Source organism: Labrys sp. WJW (assembly GCF_001676615.1).
Lineage (GTDB): Bacteria > Pseudomonadota > Alphaproteobacteria > Rhizobiales > Labraceae > Labrys > Labrys sedimenti.
This window is the reverse complement of the sequence record NZ_LYXZ01000004.1, coordinates 73,637-89,608: the sequence shown is the minus strand read 5'-3', so window position 1 is coordinate 89,608 and position 15,972 is coordinate 73,637. Positions and strand designations below refer to the sequence as shown.

The 15,972-nt window shown below is 63.1% G+C and carries 17 protein-coding genes; 5 read left to right on the top strand and 12 right to left on the bottom strand.

The features are described from left to right. Positions 1-255 precede the first annotated feature (255 nt). Both BA190_RS03570 and BA190_RS03565 read left to right on the top strand, forming a co-directional pair. Positions 256-1,296, top strand: a complete 1,041-nt coding sequence (locus BA190_RS03570) for a questin oxidase family protein (protein ID WP_068282668.1) — start codon at positions 256-258, stop codon at positions 1,294-1,296. Beyond that, the gene (locus BA190_RS03565) at positions 1,296-2,486 is read left to right on the top strand and encodes an amidohydrolase family protein (RefSeq protein WP_068282664.1); all 1,191 of its coding nucleotides are present in this window, start codon (positions 1,296-1,298) and stop codon (positions 2,484-2,486) included. Before BA190_RS03570 ends, BA190_RS03565 begins: the two co-directional genes overlap by 1 nt. A 179-nt stretch (positions 2,487-2,665) precedes the next feature. On the opposite strand, the gene BA190_RS03560 is transcribed toward BA190_RS03565, so the two are convergent. The 6 genes from BA190_RS03560 to BA190_RS03535 all read right to left on the bottom strand — a co-directional run bounded on the left by BA190_RS03560 (position 2,666) and on the right by BA190_RS03535 (position 6,181). Beyond that, entirely contained in the window at positions 2,666-3,265 is a 600-nt protein-coding gene (locus tag BA190_RS03560; protein ID WP_068282661.1) for a YdeI family protein, read from the bottom strand. A gap of 20 nt (positions 3,266-3,285) precedes the next feature. Continuing rightward, positions 3,286-3,834: a 2'-5' RNA ligase family protein gene (locus BA190_RS03555; RefSeq protein WP_068282658.1), complete on the bottom strand. Its 549-nt coding sequence runs from the start codon at positions 3,832-3,834 to the stop codon at positions 3,286-3,288. A gap of 185 nt (positions 3,835-4,019) precedes the next feature. Then, positions 4,020-4,433 carry a GFA family protein gene (locus tag BA190_RS03550; RefSeq protein ID WP_068282655.1) on the bottom strand — a complete coding sequence of 138 codons (414 nt, stop codon included), beginning with the start codon at positions 4,431-4,433 and terminating at the stop codon, positions 4,020-4,022. 15 nt (positions 4,434-4,448) lie between these two features. Beyond that, positions 4,449-4,916, bottom strand: coding sequence for an SRPBCC domain-containing protein (locus BA190_RS03545; RefSeq protein ID WP_068282652.1), 468 nt, complete (start codon positions 4,914-4,916; stop codon positions 4,449-4,451). Continuing rightward, positions 4,913-5,242, bottom strand: coding sequence for a helix-turn-helix transcriptional regulator (locus BA190_RS03540; protein ID WP_068282649.1), 330 nt, complete (start codon positions 5,240-5,242; stop codon positions 4,913-4,915). The genes BA190_RS03545 and BA190_RS03540 overlap by 4 nt, the downstream gene beginning before the upstream one ends. Before the next feature lie 189 nt (positions 5,243-5,431). After that, positions 5,432-6,181, bottom strand: coding sequence for an SDR family oxidoreductase (locus tag BA190_RS03535; protein ID WP_068282645.1), 750 nt, complete (start codon positions 6,179-6,181; stop codon positions 5,432-5,434). Between the two features lie 95 nt (positions 6,182-6,276). Here BA190_RS03535 and BA190_RS03530 point away from each other — a divergent pair, with 95 nt between their 5' ends. Then, on the top strand, positions 6,277-7,176 hold the full coding sequence (locus BA190_RS03530; protein WP_068282642.1) for an AraC family transcriptional regulator: 900 nt from the start codon (positions 6,277-6,279) through the stop codon (positions 7,174-7,176). A 96-nt stretch (positions 7,177-7,272) separates the two neighbouring features. On the opposite strand, the gene BA190_RS03525 is transcribed toward BA190_RS03530, so the two are convergent. Next, positions 7,273-7,683 (bottom strand): RidA family protein, encoded by a 411-nt coding sequence (locus tag BA190_RS03525; RefSeq protein WP_068282639.1) that lies wholly within the window; start codon positions 7,681-7,683, stop codon positions 7,273-7,275. Between the two features lie 110 nt (positions 7,684-7,793). Then, positions 7,794-8,711 (bottom strand): LysR family transcriptional regulator, encoded by a 918-nt coding sequence (locus BA190_RS03520; protein ID WP_068282636.1) that lies wholly within the window; start codon positions 8,709-8,711, stop codon positions 7,794-7,796. 276 nt (positions 8,712-8,987) lie between these two features. Between BA190_RS03520 and BA190_RS03515 the strand changes: the two genes are divergently transcribed. Together BA190_RS03515 and BA190_RS03510 are read left to right on the top strand one after the other, a co-directional pair. After that, on the top strand, positions 8,988-9,722 hold the full coding sequence (locus BA190_RS03515) for an SDR family NAD(P)-dependent oxidoreductase (RefSeq protein WP_068282634.1): 735 nt from the start codon (positions 8,988-8,990) through the stop codon (positions 9,720-9,722). A gap of 141 nt (positions 9,723-9,863) precedes the next feature. Beyond that, positions 9,864-10,463 carry an NADPH-dependent F420 reductase gene (locus BA190_RS03510; RefSeq protein WP_068282631.1) on the top strand — a complete coding sequence of 200 codons (600 nt, stop codon included), beginning with the start codon at positions 9,864-9,866 and terminating at the stop codon, positions 10,461-10,463. A gap of 140 nt (positions 10,464-10,603) precedes the next feature. Here the strand turns inward: BA190_RS03510 and guaA are convergent, their stop codons facing one another. The 4 genes from guaA to guaB all read right to left on the bottom strand — a co-directional run bounded on the left by guaA (position 10,604) and on the right by guaB (position 15,775). Then, positions 10,604-12,154: a glutamine-hydrolyzing GMP synthase gene (gene guaA / locus BA190_RS03505; RefSeq protein WP_068282629.1), complete on the bottom strand. Its 1,551-nt coding sequence runs from the start codon at positions 12,152-12,154 to the stop codon at positions 10,604-10,606. Between the two features lie 147 nt (positions 12,155-12,301). Next, positions 12,302-12,775, bottom strand: coding sequence for a hypothetical protein (locus BA190_RS03500; protein ID WP_068282626.1), 474 nt, complete (start codon positions 12,773-12,775; stop codon positions 12,302-12,304). A gap of 127 nt (positions 12,776-12,902) precedes the next feature. Beyond that, entirely contained in the window at positions 12,903-14,192 is a 1,290-nt protein-coding gene (locus tag BA190_RS03495; protein WP_068282623.1) for an RsmB/NOP family class I SAM-dependent RNA methyltransferase, read from the bottom strand. A gap of 86 nt (positions 14,193-14,278) precedes the next feature. Further along, a complete protein-coding gene (guaB, locus tag BA190_RS03490; protein WP_068282620.1) occupies positions 14,279-15,775 on the bottom strand; it encodes an IMP dehydrogenase in 1,497 nt (498 codons plus the stop codon). Positions 15,776-15,972: the final 197 nt, after the last annotated feature.

Here is a 15,972-nt window from a genome sequence, read left to right as displayed (position 1 = left end):
AGGCTATCATTGCATTTTTTACGCGCAATCAGAATGTGAGAAATTCGACCACACTCAAACATTTTTTTGCAACTTAACAAAATACAATCCCCATATCCTCGCAAGTTCGAACAAATTATTACATAATTTTGTTTGGTTTGTTGCGCATGACCCTTTTCTGCCCTGCGCGGACAGGATAGATTTCCGGCAGCGGCCAAGAGGGAACGCAGAGCCCCCTCATGCGCCGGCAAACCAGGACCGGATGGGGAGGGGTCGATGTCGGCACGACAGGAAGCGGACAGGAAGGACGATGCGCTCACGCGCTGCATAGGCTGGGCACAGCAATGGAGCGCTGAGTTTCCCTATATGCTCGCCAACCACCTGCCGATGATCCTGGTTGCCATGCAGCGCATGGGGGCTGATGACCGGCGGCTGGAAGAGTTCTGCGAGATCTACCGCGTCCAGAACGGCCTCGTTCCGGTGCCTGCCCCCAAGGAGGTGATCTCCCGGGAAAACTGGCGCGACGCCCTGGGAGATCGCGAACGGGAGGGCGATTACCGCACCTTCTTCCGGTCGGAGGTTATGCGGCTCGGGGCCACGCCGGCAGCCCGGCTCTATCTGCCCGTCCTGTTCGACGGCTTTGCCGCCAGCGCCATGCATGCCTTCATGCGCATGGCCTATGCGACCTGGACGGACAATGACGAGGAAACCGCCATCGCTCTCGCCTATTGGGCCGCAACCTATCTCGACCTCGGCACCGGCCGGGGTGAAGCCGGCACAACCGACGATCCGCTCGATGTGCTGGCCTATATGTATGGGCCTTCCTCCTTCCGCCATATCGTCACAGAATGCGACCTGCTCTGGCACAATATGCGCGCGGTCGCAGCCAAGCCGGAATTCGCGCCCGTGCACGACATGCTGGCCATCGGCCCCGACACCATGGACCGGTACGCCCGCCTGTCGCTGGCGCTCTTTGCGGCCACCCAGGACTTCTCCCTGCTGCATGCGCTTACCGGCACGCATTGGCTGCGCATGATGGCGCCGCGGTCGCCCGACCCGACGATACCGATGCGCCGCTTTTGGCAGGCCATCGCCTCGCTGATTCCCAAGATCGGCTTTCCCGACATTCCGGCGGCCGAACAGGTGGAAGAATGGCGTCGGCAGAAGGTGCCGGACTGGCCGGAGATTTTCGCCGAGGCCGTCAGGCATGATGACGAGCACGATCTCAGCCTCAGCTTCTCGGCCTCCGAGGAATTCAAGCTTTATCGCGATCCGCTCTACAACTACGTTGCCGCCAAACGTCTCGGACTCATCTGATGCTGCTTGCCAATGCCACCCTGCCCGATGGACGCCGGGCGGATGTCCATATCGTCGACGGGCGTATCGCTTCGATCGAGGAGCCCCGCTTCCAATCGAGCGCTCCGGATCGGCGCGATCTTGCCGGTGCCCTGCTGCTTCCCGCCTTCATCGATGGCCATATCCACCTCGACAAGACCCACATGGGTGCACCGCTGGTGCCGCATGTGCCGGGGGAAAGCGTGCGCGAGCGCATCGCCGCCGAACGCGTGGCCCGGCATGCAGTCCCCCTGCCCGTCGAGGCTCGCGCCACCAATCTCCTGCGTCGCCTCGTCGCCAACGGCACCACCCGCGTGCGCAGCCATGTCGATATCGATAATGACGTGAAGCTCGCCAATCTGGAGGCCCTGCTCGCCGTTCGCGAACGTTGGAGGCCTTGGGTCGACATCGAGATCGTCGCCTTTCCCCAGAGCGGCGTCGTAAGCGAACCCGGCGCAGCCGACCTCCTCGATGCCGCCCTCGCTGCCGGTGCGGACCTGATCGGCGGGCTCGATCCAGCTGGTTTCGACCATGACGTGCCAGGCCAGCTCGACATCGTCTTCGCCCTCGCCGAAAAACACGGCAAGGGGGTCGACATCCATCTGCATGACGGCGGCGAAACCGGTGGCTCCGAGCTGCGCGACATCGCCAGCCGCACCGGGGCGCTCGGCCTGCAGGGGCGTGTGGTGGTGAGCCATGCCTTTTCCCTCGGCGATCAATCTCCGGAGAGCTTCGGCCGCACCGCGGAGGCCCTGGCGCGCGCCGGCGTGGCGATCATGACATCGAGCCCGGCCGCCGTGCCGGTACCGCCGGTGAAGGCGCTGCGCAGCCATGGCGTCATCCTCTTCGCGGCCTCCGACAACATCCGCGACTGCTGGTCTCCCTTCGGCAATGGCGACATGCTCGATCGTGCCGCCATCGTCGCTTCCCGGCAGGAATTCTACGCCAATGAGGATCTGCGCCTGGCACTCGACCTTGCCACCGTCGAGCCGGCCAAGGCACTCCGGGTCGCCGGCTACGGCCTGGCACCGGGTGCGCCGGCCGATCTCGTCGTCATAGACACGCCGAGTGTCGAGGAAGCCGTGATCAACCGCCCGCCCCGCAAGCTCGTGCTGCGGGGTGGCATGGTCGTTGCCGAGAACGGCGTCGTGGTCGAGGCACTGCCGATCTGATCCCAGATCGCATAAAGCTCGACCCGTCATTCCCGGCGCCGCCGCAGGCGGCGGAAAGGGAATCCAGGAGCGGCGGGGCGCGGTTTTAGCCCCTAGCTTCCCTTCCCCTCGCTACGCTCGACCGGGAATGACACGCTCCCATTGCCGGCCCGGTCCTTCATTCGCAGGGCGCTGCCGCCTCATTTCCTCGATTGCGGATAGATCGTCTCGCCGCGCTTGAGCATGGCGACGAAGGCCTCGATCTTCTTCTTCCGCCCGGCCTCGGTCTTGGTGTTGTGCATGCGGAAGGCCAATGCGAAACGGTTCTGAGCGCTGAGCGTTGCCAGCATCTGCAGCGCTTCCGGCTCGGTCTCGATCGCAGCCTGGAGATCGGCAGGAATTTTGAGATCCTTGCCGCTCTCATAGGCCCGGTCCCAGCGGCCGTCCGCCTTGGCGGCCTCCACCTGCTTCAACCCGTGTTCGGTCATGCGCCCCTCGGCGACCAGGCGGGCGACATTGTCGACATTGATCCGGCTCCAGATGCTCTTGCGCCCGCGCGGCGTATAGCGCTGCAGGAAGCTGCGCTCGTCGAGCCCCTTGCGCACCGCGTCGATCCAGCCCCAGCACAGCACCACGTCGATCGCCTGCTTGGCCGTGATCGAGGCGAGCCCCGAGCCCACCTTGTGGATCTTGATCCAGACTTCGCTTTCGCTGTCGTGATGGTCGCGAAGCCAGGCATGGAAGCTGTCGGCATCCGCGAATTCACGGACCTTGGCGGGATCAACGGTAACGGGCGGCATCGGGCTTCCTCACGCACAGGTCAATGCAGCAGCAGCTTGGGCTCTACGAGAGGCCAGCGCTTGATGATCCGATATTTCGTCTTCCCCAACCTGCTGTGAACCAGGCAAAAGCCTGTGATCCGAACATGGATCGGATTGATCTCCTGCTTCAATATTGGCCACTCGCCGTAGGAAAGGGTCAGATGTGGGGTGAAATCCGGAAAGGCACGCATCCCCGACTTGGTCATGGCCGCACCCAGTATTTCATGGAGCTCGAACAGGGCTGCCCCTTCACAGCACAGGATGAGCGGATAACTCGGTGCCCTGCCCCGTTTGGGGATCGCACCAAAACTCTTGATTGCATTGAGCGTTATCTCGAAAGCAGGCAATTGGACGAGATCGCCGGCTAGTTCCGCCGCATAGGTGCGCGGCGACTTGAGCCGCTTGAAGTCGCCGATATGGTGGAGCGAGACGTGGAAGCGGTCCTGCCGCAACATGCTACCGCGGAAATGGTTCGCCTTGAGAAAATCCTGCCTGAACCGTTCGATCCGACGCGCATCCTCCGCGGCGGGAAACACCGCGAAGAACAATCTCTCCCCTCGCACTGGCCCACGCGGAAGCTCGCCATAGAACTCAAATGCCAACTGCATGATGACCTCGCGTTCTCGACCGGTATAATCCGAATTAGAACAAAAAGAGAACAATGGTCAACCGAATTGTATCTGGTTGCGAGGCGGCTGATGGCCGCTACCCTAGCGCTGCCCGATCAATTCCCTCACCTCGGCGGCATCTTCTCGAATTTCGGCAAGGCCGGATCGAGGTGGTCCCACTCATAGCCGCCGCTGGTATAGGTGACCGCCTGCGGCTTGTAGCGGCTCGGCTCGTCGAGGCTTGCGGCGCGGATGGCGAAGAATTGCGGCATGGACGAGAAGGTCAGATAGACCGGCGATCCGCAGGTTGGGCAGAAATAGCGGGTCTTCCTGACGCCGCTGTCGGCCACCATCTCCCAGGGCCGCCCCACCCCCGCAAGGGTCACATTCTGCCGCGGGAAGGTCAGGTGGGACTGATGGCCCGTACCGCTTTCGCGCTGGCAGTCGCGGCACTGGCAATCATTGCTGAACACCGGATCGGCAGTGATCTCGTAGCGGATCGCCCCGCAGGCGCATCCGCCGGTATAGGCCTTGCTCATCTCGTCCTCCTCGCCTCAGTCCTTGCTGCCGGCCACGACGGTGCCGAGGTTCCGCAGGACCTTCTTCCAGCCCTCACCCATGTTCCTGAAGGCCGTCTCGTTCCTGGGCATGACGAAGCCGGAATGGACGAGGCGAACCCGCGTCCCGCCCTCGGCCGCCTCCAGCGTCCAGGTCACCACCGTATCGAGCCGCGAGCCATAGCCCGCATTGCTCTCGTCCCCGCCCTGCCAGGCATAGGCGAGGCGCTCGTTCGACTTCACGTCCAGTACCCTGCAATGGATGACGCCGTCCCAGGCACCGGCCGGCGTGGTGCGAAAGGTGAAACGCTGTCCTTCCACCGCGGCGAAATCGGCAGGCGCCATCATCCAGCGAGCGATGAGATCGCCCGAGGTCAGCGCCTTCCAGATGGTTTCCGGCGCATGCGGGAAGATCTCGTCGACCACGATCTCCTGCGTATCCGGCTTCAAGGCTTGATCATTCACGGGTCGATCTCCTTCAAGAGGGTTCTGAGATTGGCGAAGCGCCGGCGCCAGAACAGGCTGTAATGGCTCATCCAATCGGCTAGCGGCTCGAGGCCGCCGGGTTCGGCCCGGTAATAGACCTTCCGCCCTTCCGGACGTTCGGCGACGAGCCCCGCCTGTTTCAACGCCTTGAGGTGCTGGGAAACCGCGCCCTGCGTGACGCCGCTCCCCTGTGTCAGTTCGGCGACGGTAATCTCGTCGCATCCGACGATCCGCTGGAACACGGCTCGCCTTGTCGGATCCGCGAGGGCGCGCATGACGGCATCGATGGCAGCTGTCTCTGTCATGATTATCAATTAGCAAATACTAATGAATTAGTCAATGCTAATGTTTCTAAATCTGCAGGAAACGGCATCTCGGCATCCTGGAATGCGATGCGGCCTGCCCCTTCTACGGCCCAGAGCGTTGCCCCCCAATACAGGCATGTCGAGCAGGCGCTCGTCGCGCTCCTCTCCAAAGTCTGGAGCGAAACTCGGTCAGCGTGCTTGCGCCAGAGCTACGGCATCCGGTCCGGCGGGGAAACGGAGCTGGCCGGAGGTGTCGTGGACAGCGGCCCACACAGCCTGGGCAACGTCGCTCTCCCGCGTGGTCATGGCCGGCTTCGCGAAGGCCTCAAGAATTGGCTTCGCAAACTCGGCATAGTCCTGCGGGAGCAAATCCTCGACCGGCACGATGGCATTGGCCCCGAACCGCGTGGTCGGCGCATAGCCGGGCTCGACGAGTTTGACCTGCACTCCGAAATGACCGAGTTCATGAGCGAGCGAGCCCGAGAACCCTTCGACTGCCTGCTTGGATGCGGTGTAGGCGGCAGCGAGCGGAAACTCCCCGAGCGTCACGCTCGATGTCACGTTGACGATGATGCCTGCACGGCGTGCACGCATTTGCGGAATGACTGCCCGGCACATGGCCATGACACCGATCGTGTTGGTCTCGATGAGCTGGCGGATCAGTGACATCGGCATGGCTTCGAACGCACCCACACCGCCCACGCCGGCATTGTTCACGAGCACATCGATCGGGCCCGCAGCATCCACCAGCGCAACGATGCTTTGTTCATCGGTGACATCCAGCGGCAATACGCGCAGCCGGTCGGATTGAGCGCCAAGAATGGTCGGGTCGGGGCGTCTCATCGCAGCGACGACATGCCAGCCATTCTGCAGGAAATGCTCGGCCGTGGCCTTGCCGTAGCCCGAGGAGGTGCCGGTGATGAGGATCGTCTTGTCCATAGTGCCTGTCTCCTTGCGTTTGATGCCGCAAGATAGACAAGCCGATTTGGACGATATATAACTTACTATCCATAAATAATTACCAACCGTCCAAAATGGATCCACTCAGCGACATCATAAGCCTGCTCCGGCCGACGGCCGCCATCTCCAAGCCGATCACTGCGCGCGGCCGCTGGGGCGTAAGCTATCGGGCCCATGACGCGCCCGGTTTCACGATCATATTGGAGGGGCAGACCTGGCTGAGATTCGTCGGCGAAGAGCCGTTCCGGCTTGCTCAGGGAGATTTCGTGCTCCTTCCGACAACGCCCGCATTCTCCCTGTCCAGCGAACAGGATATCGACTGCATCCCGGTGGAACCGCGAAACGAAGCGATCCGGCATGGCGAACCGGAAGGCGCGCCGGACCTTGTTGCCCTGGGTGGCACCTTCGCATTCGAGCGGGTGAATGCACCGCTCCTGCTGGCACTGTTGCCCGGCCTCATTCACATTCCGGCTTCGGAGGGACGAACGACACGGCTCGGCCGTCTCATTGATCTGCTCGCCGAGGAATGCGCGACCGATTACCCGGGCAAGGAGCTGATTGTCCGTCGCATGCTCGAAGCGCTGCTGGTCGAGGCTCTTCGCTGGCGCAGCATCGGCAATCGGGCGATGCCTGCAGGTCTCCTCAGCGGCATGCGGGACCCAGCTCTCGCCCGAGTGCTGCAAGCAATCCACGCCGATGTTCGCAAGAACTGGACGGTCGTCGATCTTGCAAAGATGGCCGGCATGTCGCGATCAGGCTTCGCCGCGCGGTTCGGAGAGGTCTTGGGATGTGCGCCAATCGAGTATCTAACGCGTTGGCGCATGGCGATCGCAAAGGATGCGCTCACGCGTGGTGTAAAGTCCCTGGATCGGATCGCCGATGAAATTGGCTATGAATCCGCCAGCGCCTTCAGCACCGCTTTTCGCAAACGTCTCGGTTGCTCGCCGGGTAAGTTCGCGCGTGAAGCCGCCTAACTGAACGAACATCGGCTCAAGACGGTCCGTCCATTCCACTCCACTCGCAGGACAGGCGGCGGCGGGTGTCCGCGAGCAGCGAAGTCTCCACGGTGCTTAGCGCGTGACCACCTCGTCAATGACCGCGATAGCGTCGACCTCTATGAGATAGCCTGGGGACATGATCGCCACCCCGACCACCACATTCGCCGGTTTGTGATCTCCGAACAACGAAATCTGCGCTTCTTCGATGATTGGAACGTGTTCGTCGCGTTTATAGTCGACGACGTAGATCGTGATCTTGCAGACGTGCTCGGGCCGTGCCCCCGCGGCACGAAGTGCCCGGCCCAGATTGGCGAAGGCCAGGCGCGCCTGCGCCGCAAAATCGCCATGCCCGACGAGTTTGCCGTGCATGTCCTCGGGCTGTTGGCCTGAGACGAATACCATCCTGGAACCCGTGGCAACCACAACCTGGGTGTACAGTTCAGGAACCGGCAGATCGGCCGGGTTGATGAGTTCGAGGGGCATTGGACGATCTCCTGCCTGGCTTGATCGACATCGGCGGTGGTGATCGCCGCGCCGCTGGCACACGGGCCGATAGCAAAGCGTCACCGAAATCGGGTGGGATGTCGAACGCCTTACACAAGTGTCGCCGGCGAACTGCCGCGCGATACAGACAGTCCCGCCAGAAGCGGCGCGTATGCGGCAAGCCTGCGGGACACGAACTCCGTGAAGAGCCGCACGCGCTTCGTCTTGCGTGTCTCCCCCTGTGTAAGAAGCCAGAGCGTTCCGTACATGTGCAAGTGGGTACCCGGCACCCGCGCCAGCAAGGGGTCGGCATCTCCGACGAAGCACGGCAGCGTCGTCAAGCCGAGTCCCTGCCGTACGGCAACGATCTGCGCCTCGGCATCTGTGACCCTGAACGGAACCCCGGCGGTGCGTACCTCACCCTCGTGAGCCCAGTCCGGGATGCCATGAATGCTGATGACGATCCACCGCATGGGATCAGGCACGCCCCCACGCCACGCAGCTAGTCGATCGCGGGACATGTAGATACCGCCGAATATATCCGGTCCCTTCAGGCCGTGAAGATTGAGCGGTAGGGTTTTGCGGTCGTAGACGACGCGGATCGCGACATCAGCCTCTCGATTGGTCAGATTTGCCAGCTCGCCGGACGACAAGATTTCCATCTCGATGTCCGGATGCAGCATGGCGAAATCTGCGAAGTCCGGCATGAGCAGGTGTGACGCGAGGGTCGGCGCCAGCGTCACCCGCAAAAGCCCGCGCACACCCTGGTCGCGACCGAAGACGCGCGTCTCCAATTGGTGCGAGGACGCTTCCATCTGGTTCGCAAACTCGAGGACCTCCTCGCCTGAAGCCGTCAGGCGGTAACCGGAAGGCAGCTTTTCAAACAGGTGCGCCCCGAGGCGTTCCTCAAGTTGCGCGATGCGTCGCAGCACGGTCGAGTGATTTACCTCGAGGCGTGCGGCAGCGGACCGCACCGAGCCTCCCCGCGCGACAACAAGAAAATAGCGAACGTCATCCCAGTCGATCATGGTGCAATCCGGCACCGCAAGGTGTGCCTTCCAAAGCCTGTACCGAACACATCAAACCGCAATATGGGCGATCATCATAGCCTGTATCGACGGACGCGACCCAATTGCGAACAGCAGATACCGATCATCGCAGCTGGTGTCAGCTATCCAACCGGATCGTTTTCGCACCACCGATGTGCGCGCTTCCGCACTCAACGCTCCGCTTCAGCAAACCCATGTTGAGGTTTCTCGGGTGCTCCCTTCACGACCAAAAACGGAGCCCGAAAAGGAGAAGTCATGGGAAAGCTGGACGGTAAAGTTGCAGTCATTACGGGTGGATCGAGCGGCATGGCGTTGGCGAGCGCCAAGCGCTTCGTCGAAGAAGGCGCGTATGTCTTCATCACGGGCCGGAGGCAGGAGGTGCTCGACGAGGCGGTCAGGCTGATTGGCCGTAACGTAACCGGCGTGCGCGGCGACGCGGCCAATCTCGAGGACCTCGACCGCCTGTTCGACACGGTCAGGCAGGAAAAGGGCAGCATCGATATCCTGTACGCAAGCGCTGGCACAGGCGAAGCCGTCCCGCTGGGCGAAATTACCGAGCGGCATTTCGATGCGGCCTTTGGTCTGAATACGCGTGGTACGCTGTTTACGGTCCAGAAGGCGTTGCCGCTGTTCAACGATGGCGGGTCGATCTTCATGACCGGGTCGGTCGCCTCGGTGAAAGGTTTTCCCGGTTATGGCGTGTATGCGGCGAGCAAGGCGGCGTTGCGTTCCTTCGCACGCACCTGGCTCAACGAGTTGAAGGGCAGGAATATTCGGGTGAACGTGCTGAGCCCGGGACCGATCGCCACGCCGATGCAAGACCAAGTTCTCACCGAAGAAGCAAAGCGGATGTTCGAAACCCTGATCCCGCGGGGAAAGATGGGGCGTCCCGAGGAAATCGCGGCAGCCGCGCTGTTTCTTGCTTCTGACGATTCCAGCTTCGTGAATGGGGTGGAGTTGTCTGTCGACGGCGGCTTCTCGGCCATCTGAAATCGCGCCTGATCGCGGGAATGGCTGATCGGCGGGAACCAGCGTGTCCATGGTGGAACGACTTCCACGCTGACAGTCGGTCTGGTCGCGCAAGCGTTCGCGGCGGGACATCGACACTTCAATTAGGATCGGACAAGTATCATGAGCTATGCGATCATAGGATTTGGTGCGGTAGGCCAGGCCCTCGCCCACGCCTTCGCCCGCAAGAACATCAAGGTGGCCGTCGCGAGCCGCCGGCCGCCCGAGGCATTGGCGCCGCAGGCTCGGGCGATTGGGCCCACGGTCGTCGCCATGTCGCTGCCGGATGCACTCGATGCCGGCACGATCATCCTGGCGGTCCCGTTCGGGGAGCATCGCGAGGTTGCGAAGGCCCTGCCGAGCTGGAAAGGCAAGACGGTCATCGACGCGATGAACGCGTTGCTTCCGCCTGAAGAGTTGGACGGTCTCCCGTCCTCCGCCTTCGTCGCGAAGGCATTCGCCGGCGCCAAGTTCGTGAAAGGCTTCAATCACCTGATTGCCGCCACCCTGGCTTCCGACCCGATCGTCGAAGGAGGCCACCGGGCCGTCTTTCTGTCGAGCGACGACGAGGACGCGATCGCTCCCGTGGCGATGTTGGCGAAACAACTGGGGTTCGCACCCGTCAAGCTGGGAAAACTCAACGAGGGTGGCGCGCTGGTGCACGCCCGCGGCCGCATCTGGGGCCAGCTCATCTTCCAGGATTTGTTCAAGAAGGAGCAGTGATCGATAGCGTGTGGACGCTGTTCGAAGAACGGGAAGGCGCCCGACGGAGCGACAGATCTGCCGGGCGCCGTCTATCGACTGCCATCAATGGCCGAGGATTCACCCAGATATCCTCTGCCATCCGCCGCTACGCTGTCCCCTCACTCCCACTCGATCGTGCCGGGCGGCTTGCTCGTCACGTCGTAGACCACGCGGTTGATACCCTTCACCTCGTTGATGATGCGGGTTGCGGCCCGACCGAGGAAGTTCATGTCGAAGGGGAAGAAATCGGCGGTCATGCCGTCTACCGAGGTCACGGCGCGCAGGCCGCAGACGCTGTCATAGGTGCGCCCGTCGCCCATCACGCCCACGGTGCGCACGGGCAGCAGCACGGCGAAGGCCTGCCAGATCTTGTCGTAGAGGCCGGCCTTGCGGATCTCGTCGAGATAGATGGCGTCGGCCGCACGCAGCGTGTCCAGCTTTTCCCTTGTGATCTCGCCGGGAATGCGGATGGCGAGGCCCGGACCTGGGAAGGGGTGGCGGGCGACGAAGGCTTCCGTCAGGCCGAGTTCGCGGCCGAGTGCCCTGACCTCGTCCTTGAAGAGCTCGCGCAGCGGTTCCACCAGCTTCATGTTCATGCGCTCGGGAAGGCCGCCGACATTGTGATGCGACTTGATGGTCACCGAGGGGCCGCCGGAGAAGGAGACGCTCTCGATCACGTCGGGATAGAGCGTGCCTTGGGCCAGGAATTCGGCGCCCCCGATCTTGCGGGCCTCTTCCTCGAACACCTCGATGAAGAGGCGGCCGATGGTCTTTCGCTTCACTTCCGGATCGGTGACGCCGGCAAGCTCGCCGAGGAAGCGTTCGGACGCATCCACATGCACCAGGGGAATGTTGTAGTGCTCGCGGAAGAGGCCGACGACCTGGTCGGATTCCCCCGATCGCATCAGGCCGTGGTCGACGAAGACGCAAGTGAGCTGGTCTCCAACAGCCTCATGGATCAGCACGGCCGCCACGGAGGAGTCGACCCCGCCCGACAGGCCGCAAAGCACCCTGCCCTTGCCCACCTGCTTGCGGATCTTCTCGATCATCTCGGCCCGATAGGCCGCCATGCTCCAGTCCGGCTCGATGCCGACGATCTTCTGCACGAAGTTCTTCAGGAGCCTGCCGCCATCGGGCGTGTGCACCACCTCGGGATGGAACATGGTGGTGTAGTAGCGCCTCTCCTCGTTCACCGCGATGGCGAAGGGGGCGTTCTCGGAGGTGCCGACCACCTTGAAACCAGCAGGCAATTGGGTGACGCGGTCGCCATGGCTCATCCACACCGGATAGCGCTTGCCCGGCTCCCAAAAGCCCTCGAACAGCGGACTCGCCTCGAGGATCTCGACATCGGCGCGGCCGAACTCGGCAGCGTGGCCGCCCTCGACCTTGCCGCCGAGCTGGGTTGCCAGCGTCTGCTGGCCGTAGCAGATCGCCAGGATCGGCACGCCGGCATCGAACACCGCTTGCGGTGCCCGGGGGCTGCCCGCCGTCGTCACCGAGGCCGGGCCGCCGGAGAAGATCACGCCCTTCGGCTTCAGCTTTTCGAAAGCCTCGGCGGCGCTTTGGAAGGGATGGATCTCGCAATAGACGCCGACTTCGCGCACGCGGCGTGCGATCAGCTGGGTGACTTGCGAACCGAAATCGATGATGAGGATGGCGTTGTGTGTCATAGCAGGGAGGTATTCGACCAGGGCTTTCGATGCAACCGAGGAAGGGTCGCTTTCTTGCAAATACGCACAAATCGAGAGATGAATTTGAGTTCGACCTTGTGATTTTGCGCAGCACCGATCAACCGGCCACGAAAATCGTCCGCTCCTTCATTCTGAAGCACAGGACGCGGTTTGCGAAGCTTTCTCTACCCAGGATTTGTAGGCCGCGGGCTCCAGAACGGTAAGATCGACGGTCCTGCGGGTCGTCTTGCTGCCCTTCTCGATTGTCGCATGCGCAACAAGGCGCCCGGCCTTTTCCGGCTTTACGACCCTTTCGTTCAGGCGGCCCGGTATCGCATCGATCGCCACGCCGAGTTCGGGAATGCTCAGCGTGTGAATGACATCGTCGGAAGTGACCCGCAGTGCGACATCCTCACCTGCCGGCAGCATGATCGGCCCGCTCTCGACGCAGATCGCGATCGCCTGACCGGCGCTGCCGCCCTTGGCAAACCGATACTCGTAGCGCCAGCCCTTCTCGCGCGCCGTGAGCAGAACCGTACCCTCCGGCAGTTTGAGGTCGCTGCGAAACAGCAGATCGAAGGCCGACTGCATTCCATCGGATGCCGATGCGGCGCCGATCACACAGAGGTTCGCAAGGCAAACCGCGGCAAAACTGGCAAGTCCCCCCGACCGTTTCATCATTGCTCCCGAACATCATATGGTCGGTAAAGATGTATCATCGCCTCATACGAGGGAACATCAAGGCTGATCAGCCCCGGTGCAGCAGGGCGATGAAGAAGCCGTCGGTACCGGAGCGATGGGGCGAAAGTTGCAGGCCGGTGCCGCCCGACGAACCGAAGCGCGCGAAAGCCGAAAGCCCGGCGCCCTTGGCGAGTTCCGGCAGGGGCGCGGCAGTGAAGTCGGCATGGTCGGCCAGGAAGGCCTTCACCGAGGCATCGTTCTCCTCCGGCAGCACGGAGCAGGTGACGAAGACCAGGCGACCGCCGGGTTTCACCGCTCTCGCCCCCGCCTTGAGCACGGCGGCCTGGTCCTTCTGGCGATCGGCGAGGCTCGAGGGGCGCATGCGCCATTTGGTATCGGGGTTGCGGCGCCAGGTGCCGCTGCCCGAGCAGGGCGCATCCACCAGCACCAGGTCCATGCGGCCATCGAGGTCGTCGATTGCCAAGCCTCCTCGCGGTGTGCGGACCTGGACGTTGCGGATCCCCGCCCTGGCAAGCCGATCATGGATCGGAGCCAGGCGGCGCTTGTCGCTGTCGGTGGCGAAGATCTCTCCCTTGTTCTCCATGGCGGCAGCGAATTCCAGCGTCTTGCCGCCACCGCCGGCGCACAGATCCAGCACCTGCTCGCCGGGCTTGGCCGCCGCGACGAGGCCGGCCAGTTGCGAACCTTCGTCCTGGATCTCGAACCAGCCCTTCTGGAAGCTTTCCTCAGCCTGGATGGCCGGGCTGCGGCCGTCAGGACCAAGCGGCACGCGCACACCCCAGCGCGAGAGCGGCGTGGCGCTGGCATGGAGAGGCTCGAGTTCGGCGAGGAGCTTGTCCCGAGTCGCCTTCAGCGTGTTGACGCGCAGATCCACCGGCGCACGCTCGGCCAAAGCCCGTCCCTCGGCAATGGCGTCCTCTCCGAAGGCCGCCTCGAAGGAAGACCACAGCCAGTTCGGAACGTCCGCCTGGATATCGGGTGCCGCCTGCCCCAGCTTGCGCCCGGCCAGAGCCTTGCGCTCGTCCTCCGTCAACGGTTCGGGCGCGAAGCGTTCGCCGGTGAACAGGGCTTCGAGCGTTTCGATCGTCTCGCCGCGCTGCAGGACCAGCATGCCGATCAGCGAGGCACGCGGTGCCTCGCTGTCCATCAGCCAGCGTGCCGAGGCGCGGCGGCGCAAGGTGTCATAGACCAGCCCGGCCAGCGCCGCCCGGTCGCCGGAGCCGGCGAAACGATGGGAGAGCCCCCAATCCTTGAGCGCATCGGCGGCAGGACGGCGGCGTGCTTCGATATCGGCCAGGATCTCGATGGCGGCGGACAGGCGGGCGGAGGGGGTCAAGGATCACCTGGAGCGCGGACATCCTGTCCGCTCTTGGAAACACGACGCTTGCGGACGGGTAAGGGCGGACAGGATGTCCGCGCTCCTTAATTCCGTCCCGGATAGTTCGGGCTCTCGCGAGTGATGGTCACGTCATGGACATGGCTTTCGCGCAGGCCCGCATTGGAGATGCGCACGAACCTGGCGCGCTCCTGGAAATCCGTGATCGTCTCGGCGCCGACATAGCCCATCGAGGCGCGCAGGCCGCCGGCGAGCTGGTGCAGCACCGCCGAGACTGGCCCCTTATAGGCGACCTGGCCTTCGATGCCCTCCGGCACCAGCTTCATCGAATCCTTGATGTCGGCCTGGAAATAGCGGTCGGCCGAGCCGGCGGACATGGCACCGATCGAGCCCATGCCGCGATAGGATTTGTAGGAACGGCCCTGGTAGAGATAGACCTCGCCGGGGGTCTCGTCGGTGCCGGCCAGCATGGAGCCGACCATGGCGACCGACGCACCGGCGGCGATCGCCTTGGCGAAATCGCCCGAAGTCTTGATGCCGCCATCGGCGATGACGGGCACGTCGTGCTCGCGCGCCGCATTGGCCGAGTCGATGATGGCGGTGAGCTGCGGCACGCCGACACCGGCCACGATGCGGGTGGTGCAGATCGAACCGGGGCCGATGCCGACCTTGATGGAATCGGCGCCCGCGCCGATCAGGGCCCGCGTCGCCTCGCCGGTGGCGACGTTGCCGGCCACCACCTGCACCGAATTGGACTGGCGCTTGATGCGCGACACCGCGTCCAGCACCTTCTGCGAATGGCCGTGGGCGGTATCGACCACGATCATGTCGACGCCGGCATCGATCAGCATTTCGGAGCGGGCATGGCCGCCGTCGCCGACCGTGGAGGCAGCGGCGACGCGCAGGCGCCCCTGCTCGTCCTTGCAGGCGTTGGGATGGAGCGTGGCCTTCTCGATGTCCTTGACGGTCATCAGGCCGACGCAGCGATAGGCCTCGTCGACCACCACCAGCTTCTCAATGCGAAATTGATGCAGCAGGCGCTTGGCCTCTTCCTGCTCCACGCCGGACTTCACGGTGACCAGGCGCTCCTTGGTCATCAGTTCGGCCACGGGCTGGTCGAGCTTGTCGGCGAAGCGGACGTCGCGATTGGTGAGGATGCCGACCAGGATGCCGGGCACGCCGGGAGCGGCGCCGGTGACGACCGGAATGCCGGAGATACGGTGGCGCTTCATCAAGGCGAGCGCATCGGCCAGCGTGGCTTCCGGCGGAATGGTGATCGGGTTCACCACCATGCCGCTCTCGAAACGCTTGACCTGGCGAACCTGTTCGGCCTGCTCTTCGGGGGTAAGGTTGCGGTGGATCACGCCGATGCCGCCATTCTGCGCCATGGCAATCGCCATGTTCGCCTCGGTGACGGTATCCATCGCCGAAGCCAGCAGCGGCAGGTTGACGGAGATGGAACGGGTGACGCGCGAACGGATGTCAGCCTGGGCCGGGAGCACCTCGGAGTGCCCGGGCGTCAGCAGCACATCGTCAAAGGTGAGCGCTTCAGGGAAAAGCGATGAATCAACGATGCGTGTCATTGCCAACTCTCAATCAGTAAAAGCGGAATCGATCCTGCTTCGGGGGGCTGGAATCCGTGCCGCCGGAGCTGGGTTGGCGCGATCGTTTACCATTTGAAATCGACAAGGGAAAGACAGGCAGTCGTCTTTTTACTGCCTGTCAGCCATGCATTTTTAGTCATCACGAAAAATTCGGCGTGCCGGTCTTCCCAGCTCCA

Coding starts and splice junctions, on each gene's coding strand:
- BA190_RS03540 (WP_068282649.1), bottom strand. CDS start 5,242: ATGACAGAGACAGCTGCCATCGATGCCGTCATGCGCGCCCTCGCGGAT.
- BA190_RS03510 (WP_068282631.1), top strand. CDS start 9,864: ATGAGCTATGCGATCATAGGATTTGGTGCGGTAGGCCAGGCCCTCGCC.
- BA190_RS03570 (WP_068282668.1), top strand. CDS start 256: ATGTCGGCACGACAGGAAGCGGACAGGAAGGACGATGCGCTCACGCGC.
- BA190_RS03520 (WP_068282636.1), bottom strand. CDS start 8,711: ATGATCGACTGGGATGACGTTCGCTATTTTCTTGTTGTCGCGCGGGGA.
- BA190_RS03515 (WP_068282634.1), top strand. CDS start 8,988: ATGGGAAAGCTGGACGGTAAAGTTGCAGTCATTACGGGTGGATCGAGC.
- BA190_RS03560 (WP_068282661.1), bottom strand. CDS start 3,265: ATGCCGCCCGTTACCGTTGATCCCGCCAAGGTCCGTGAATTCGCGGAT.
- BA190_RS03525 (WP_068282639.1), bottom strand. CDS start 7,683: ATGCCCCTCGAACTCATCAACCCGGCCGATCTGCCGGTTCCTGAACTG.
- BA190_RS03550 (WP_068282655.1), bottom strand. CDS start 4,433: ATGAGCAAGGCCTATACCGGCGGATGCGCCTGCGGGGCGATCCGCTAC.
- BA190_RS03530 (WP_068282642.1), top strand. CDS start 6,277: ATGGATCCACTCAGCGACATCATAAGCCTGCTCCGGCCGACGGCCGCC.
- BA190_RS03565 (WP_068282664.1), top strand. CDS start 1,296: ATGCTGCTTGCCAATGCCACCCTGCCCGATGGACGCCGGGCGGATGTC.
- BA190_RS03535 (WP_068282645.1), bottom strand. CDS start 6,181: ATGGACAAGACGATCCTCATCACCGGCACCTCCTCGGGCTACGGCAAG.
- guaB (WP_068282620.1), bottom strand. CDS start 15,775: ATGACACGCATCGTTGATTCATCGCTTTTCCCTGAAGCGCTCACCTTT.
- guaA (WP_068282629.1), bottom strand. CDS start 12,154: ATGACACACAACGCCATCCTCATCATCGATTTCGGTTCGCAAGTCACC.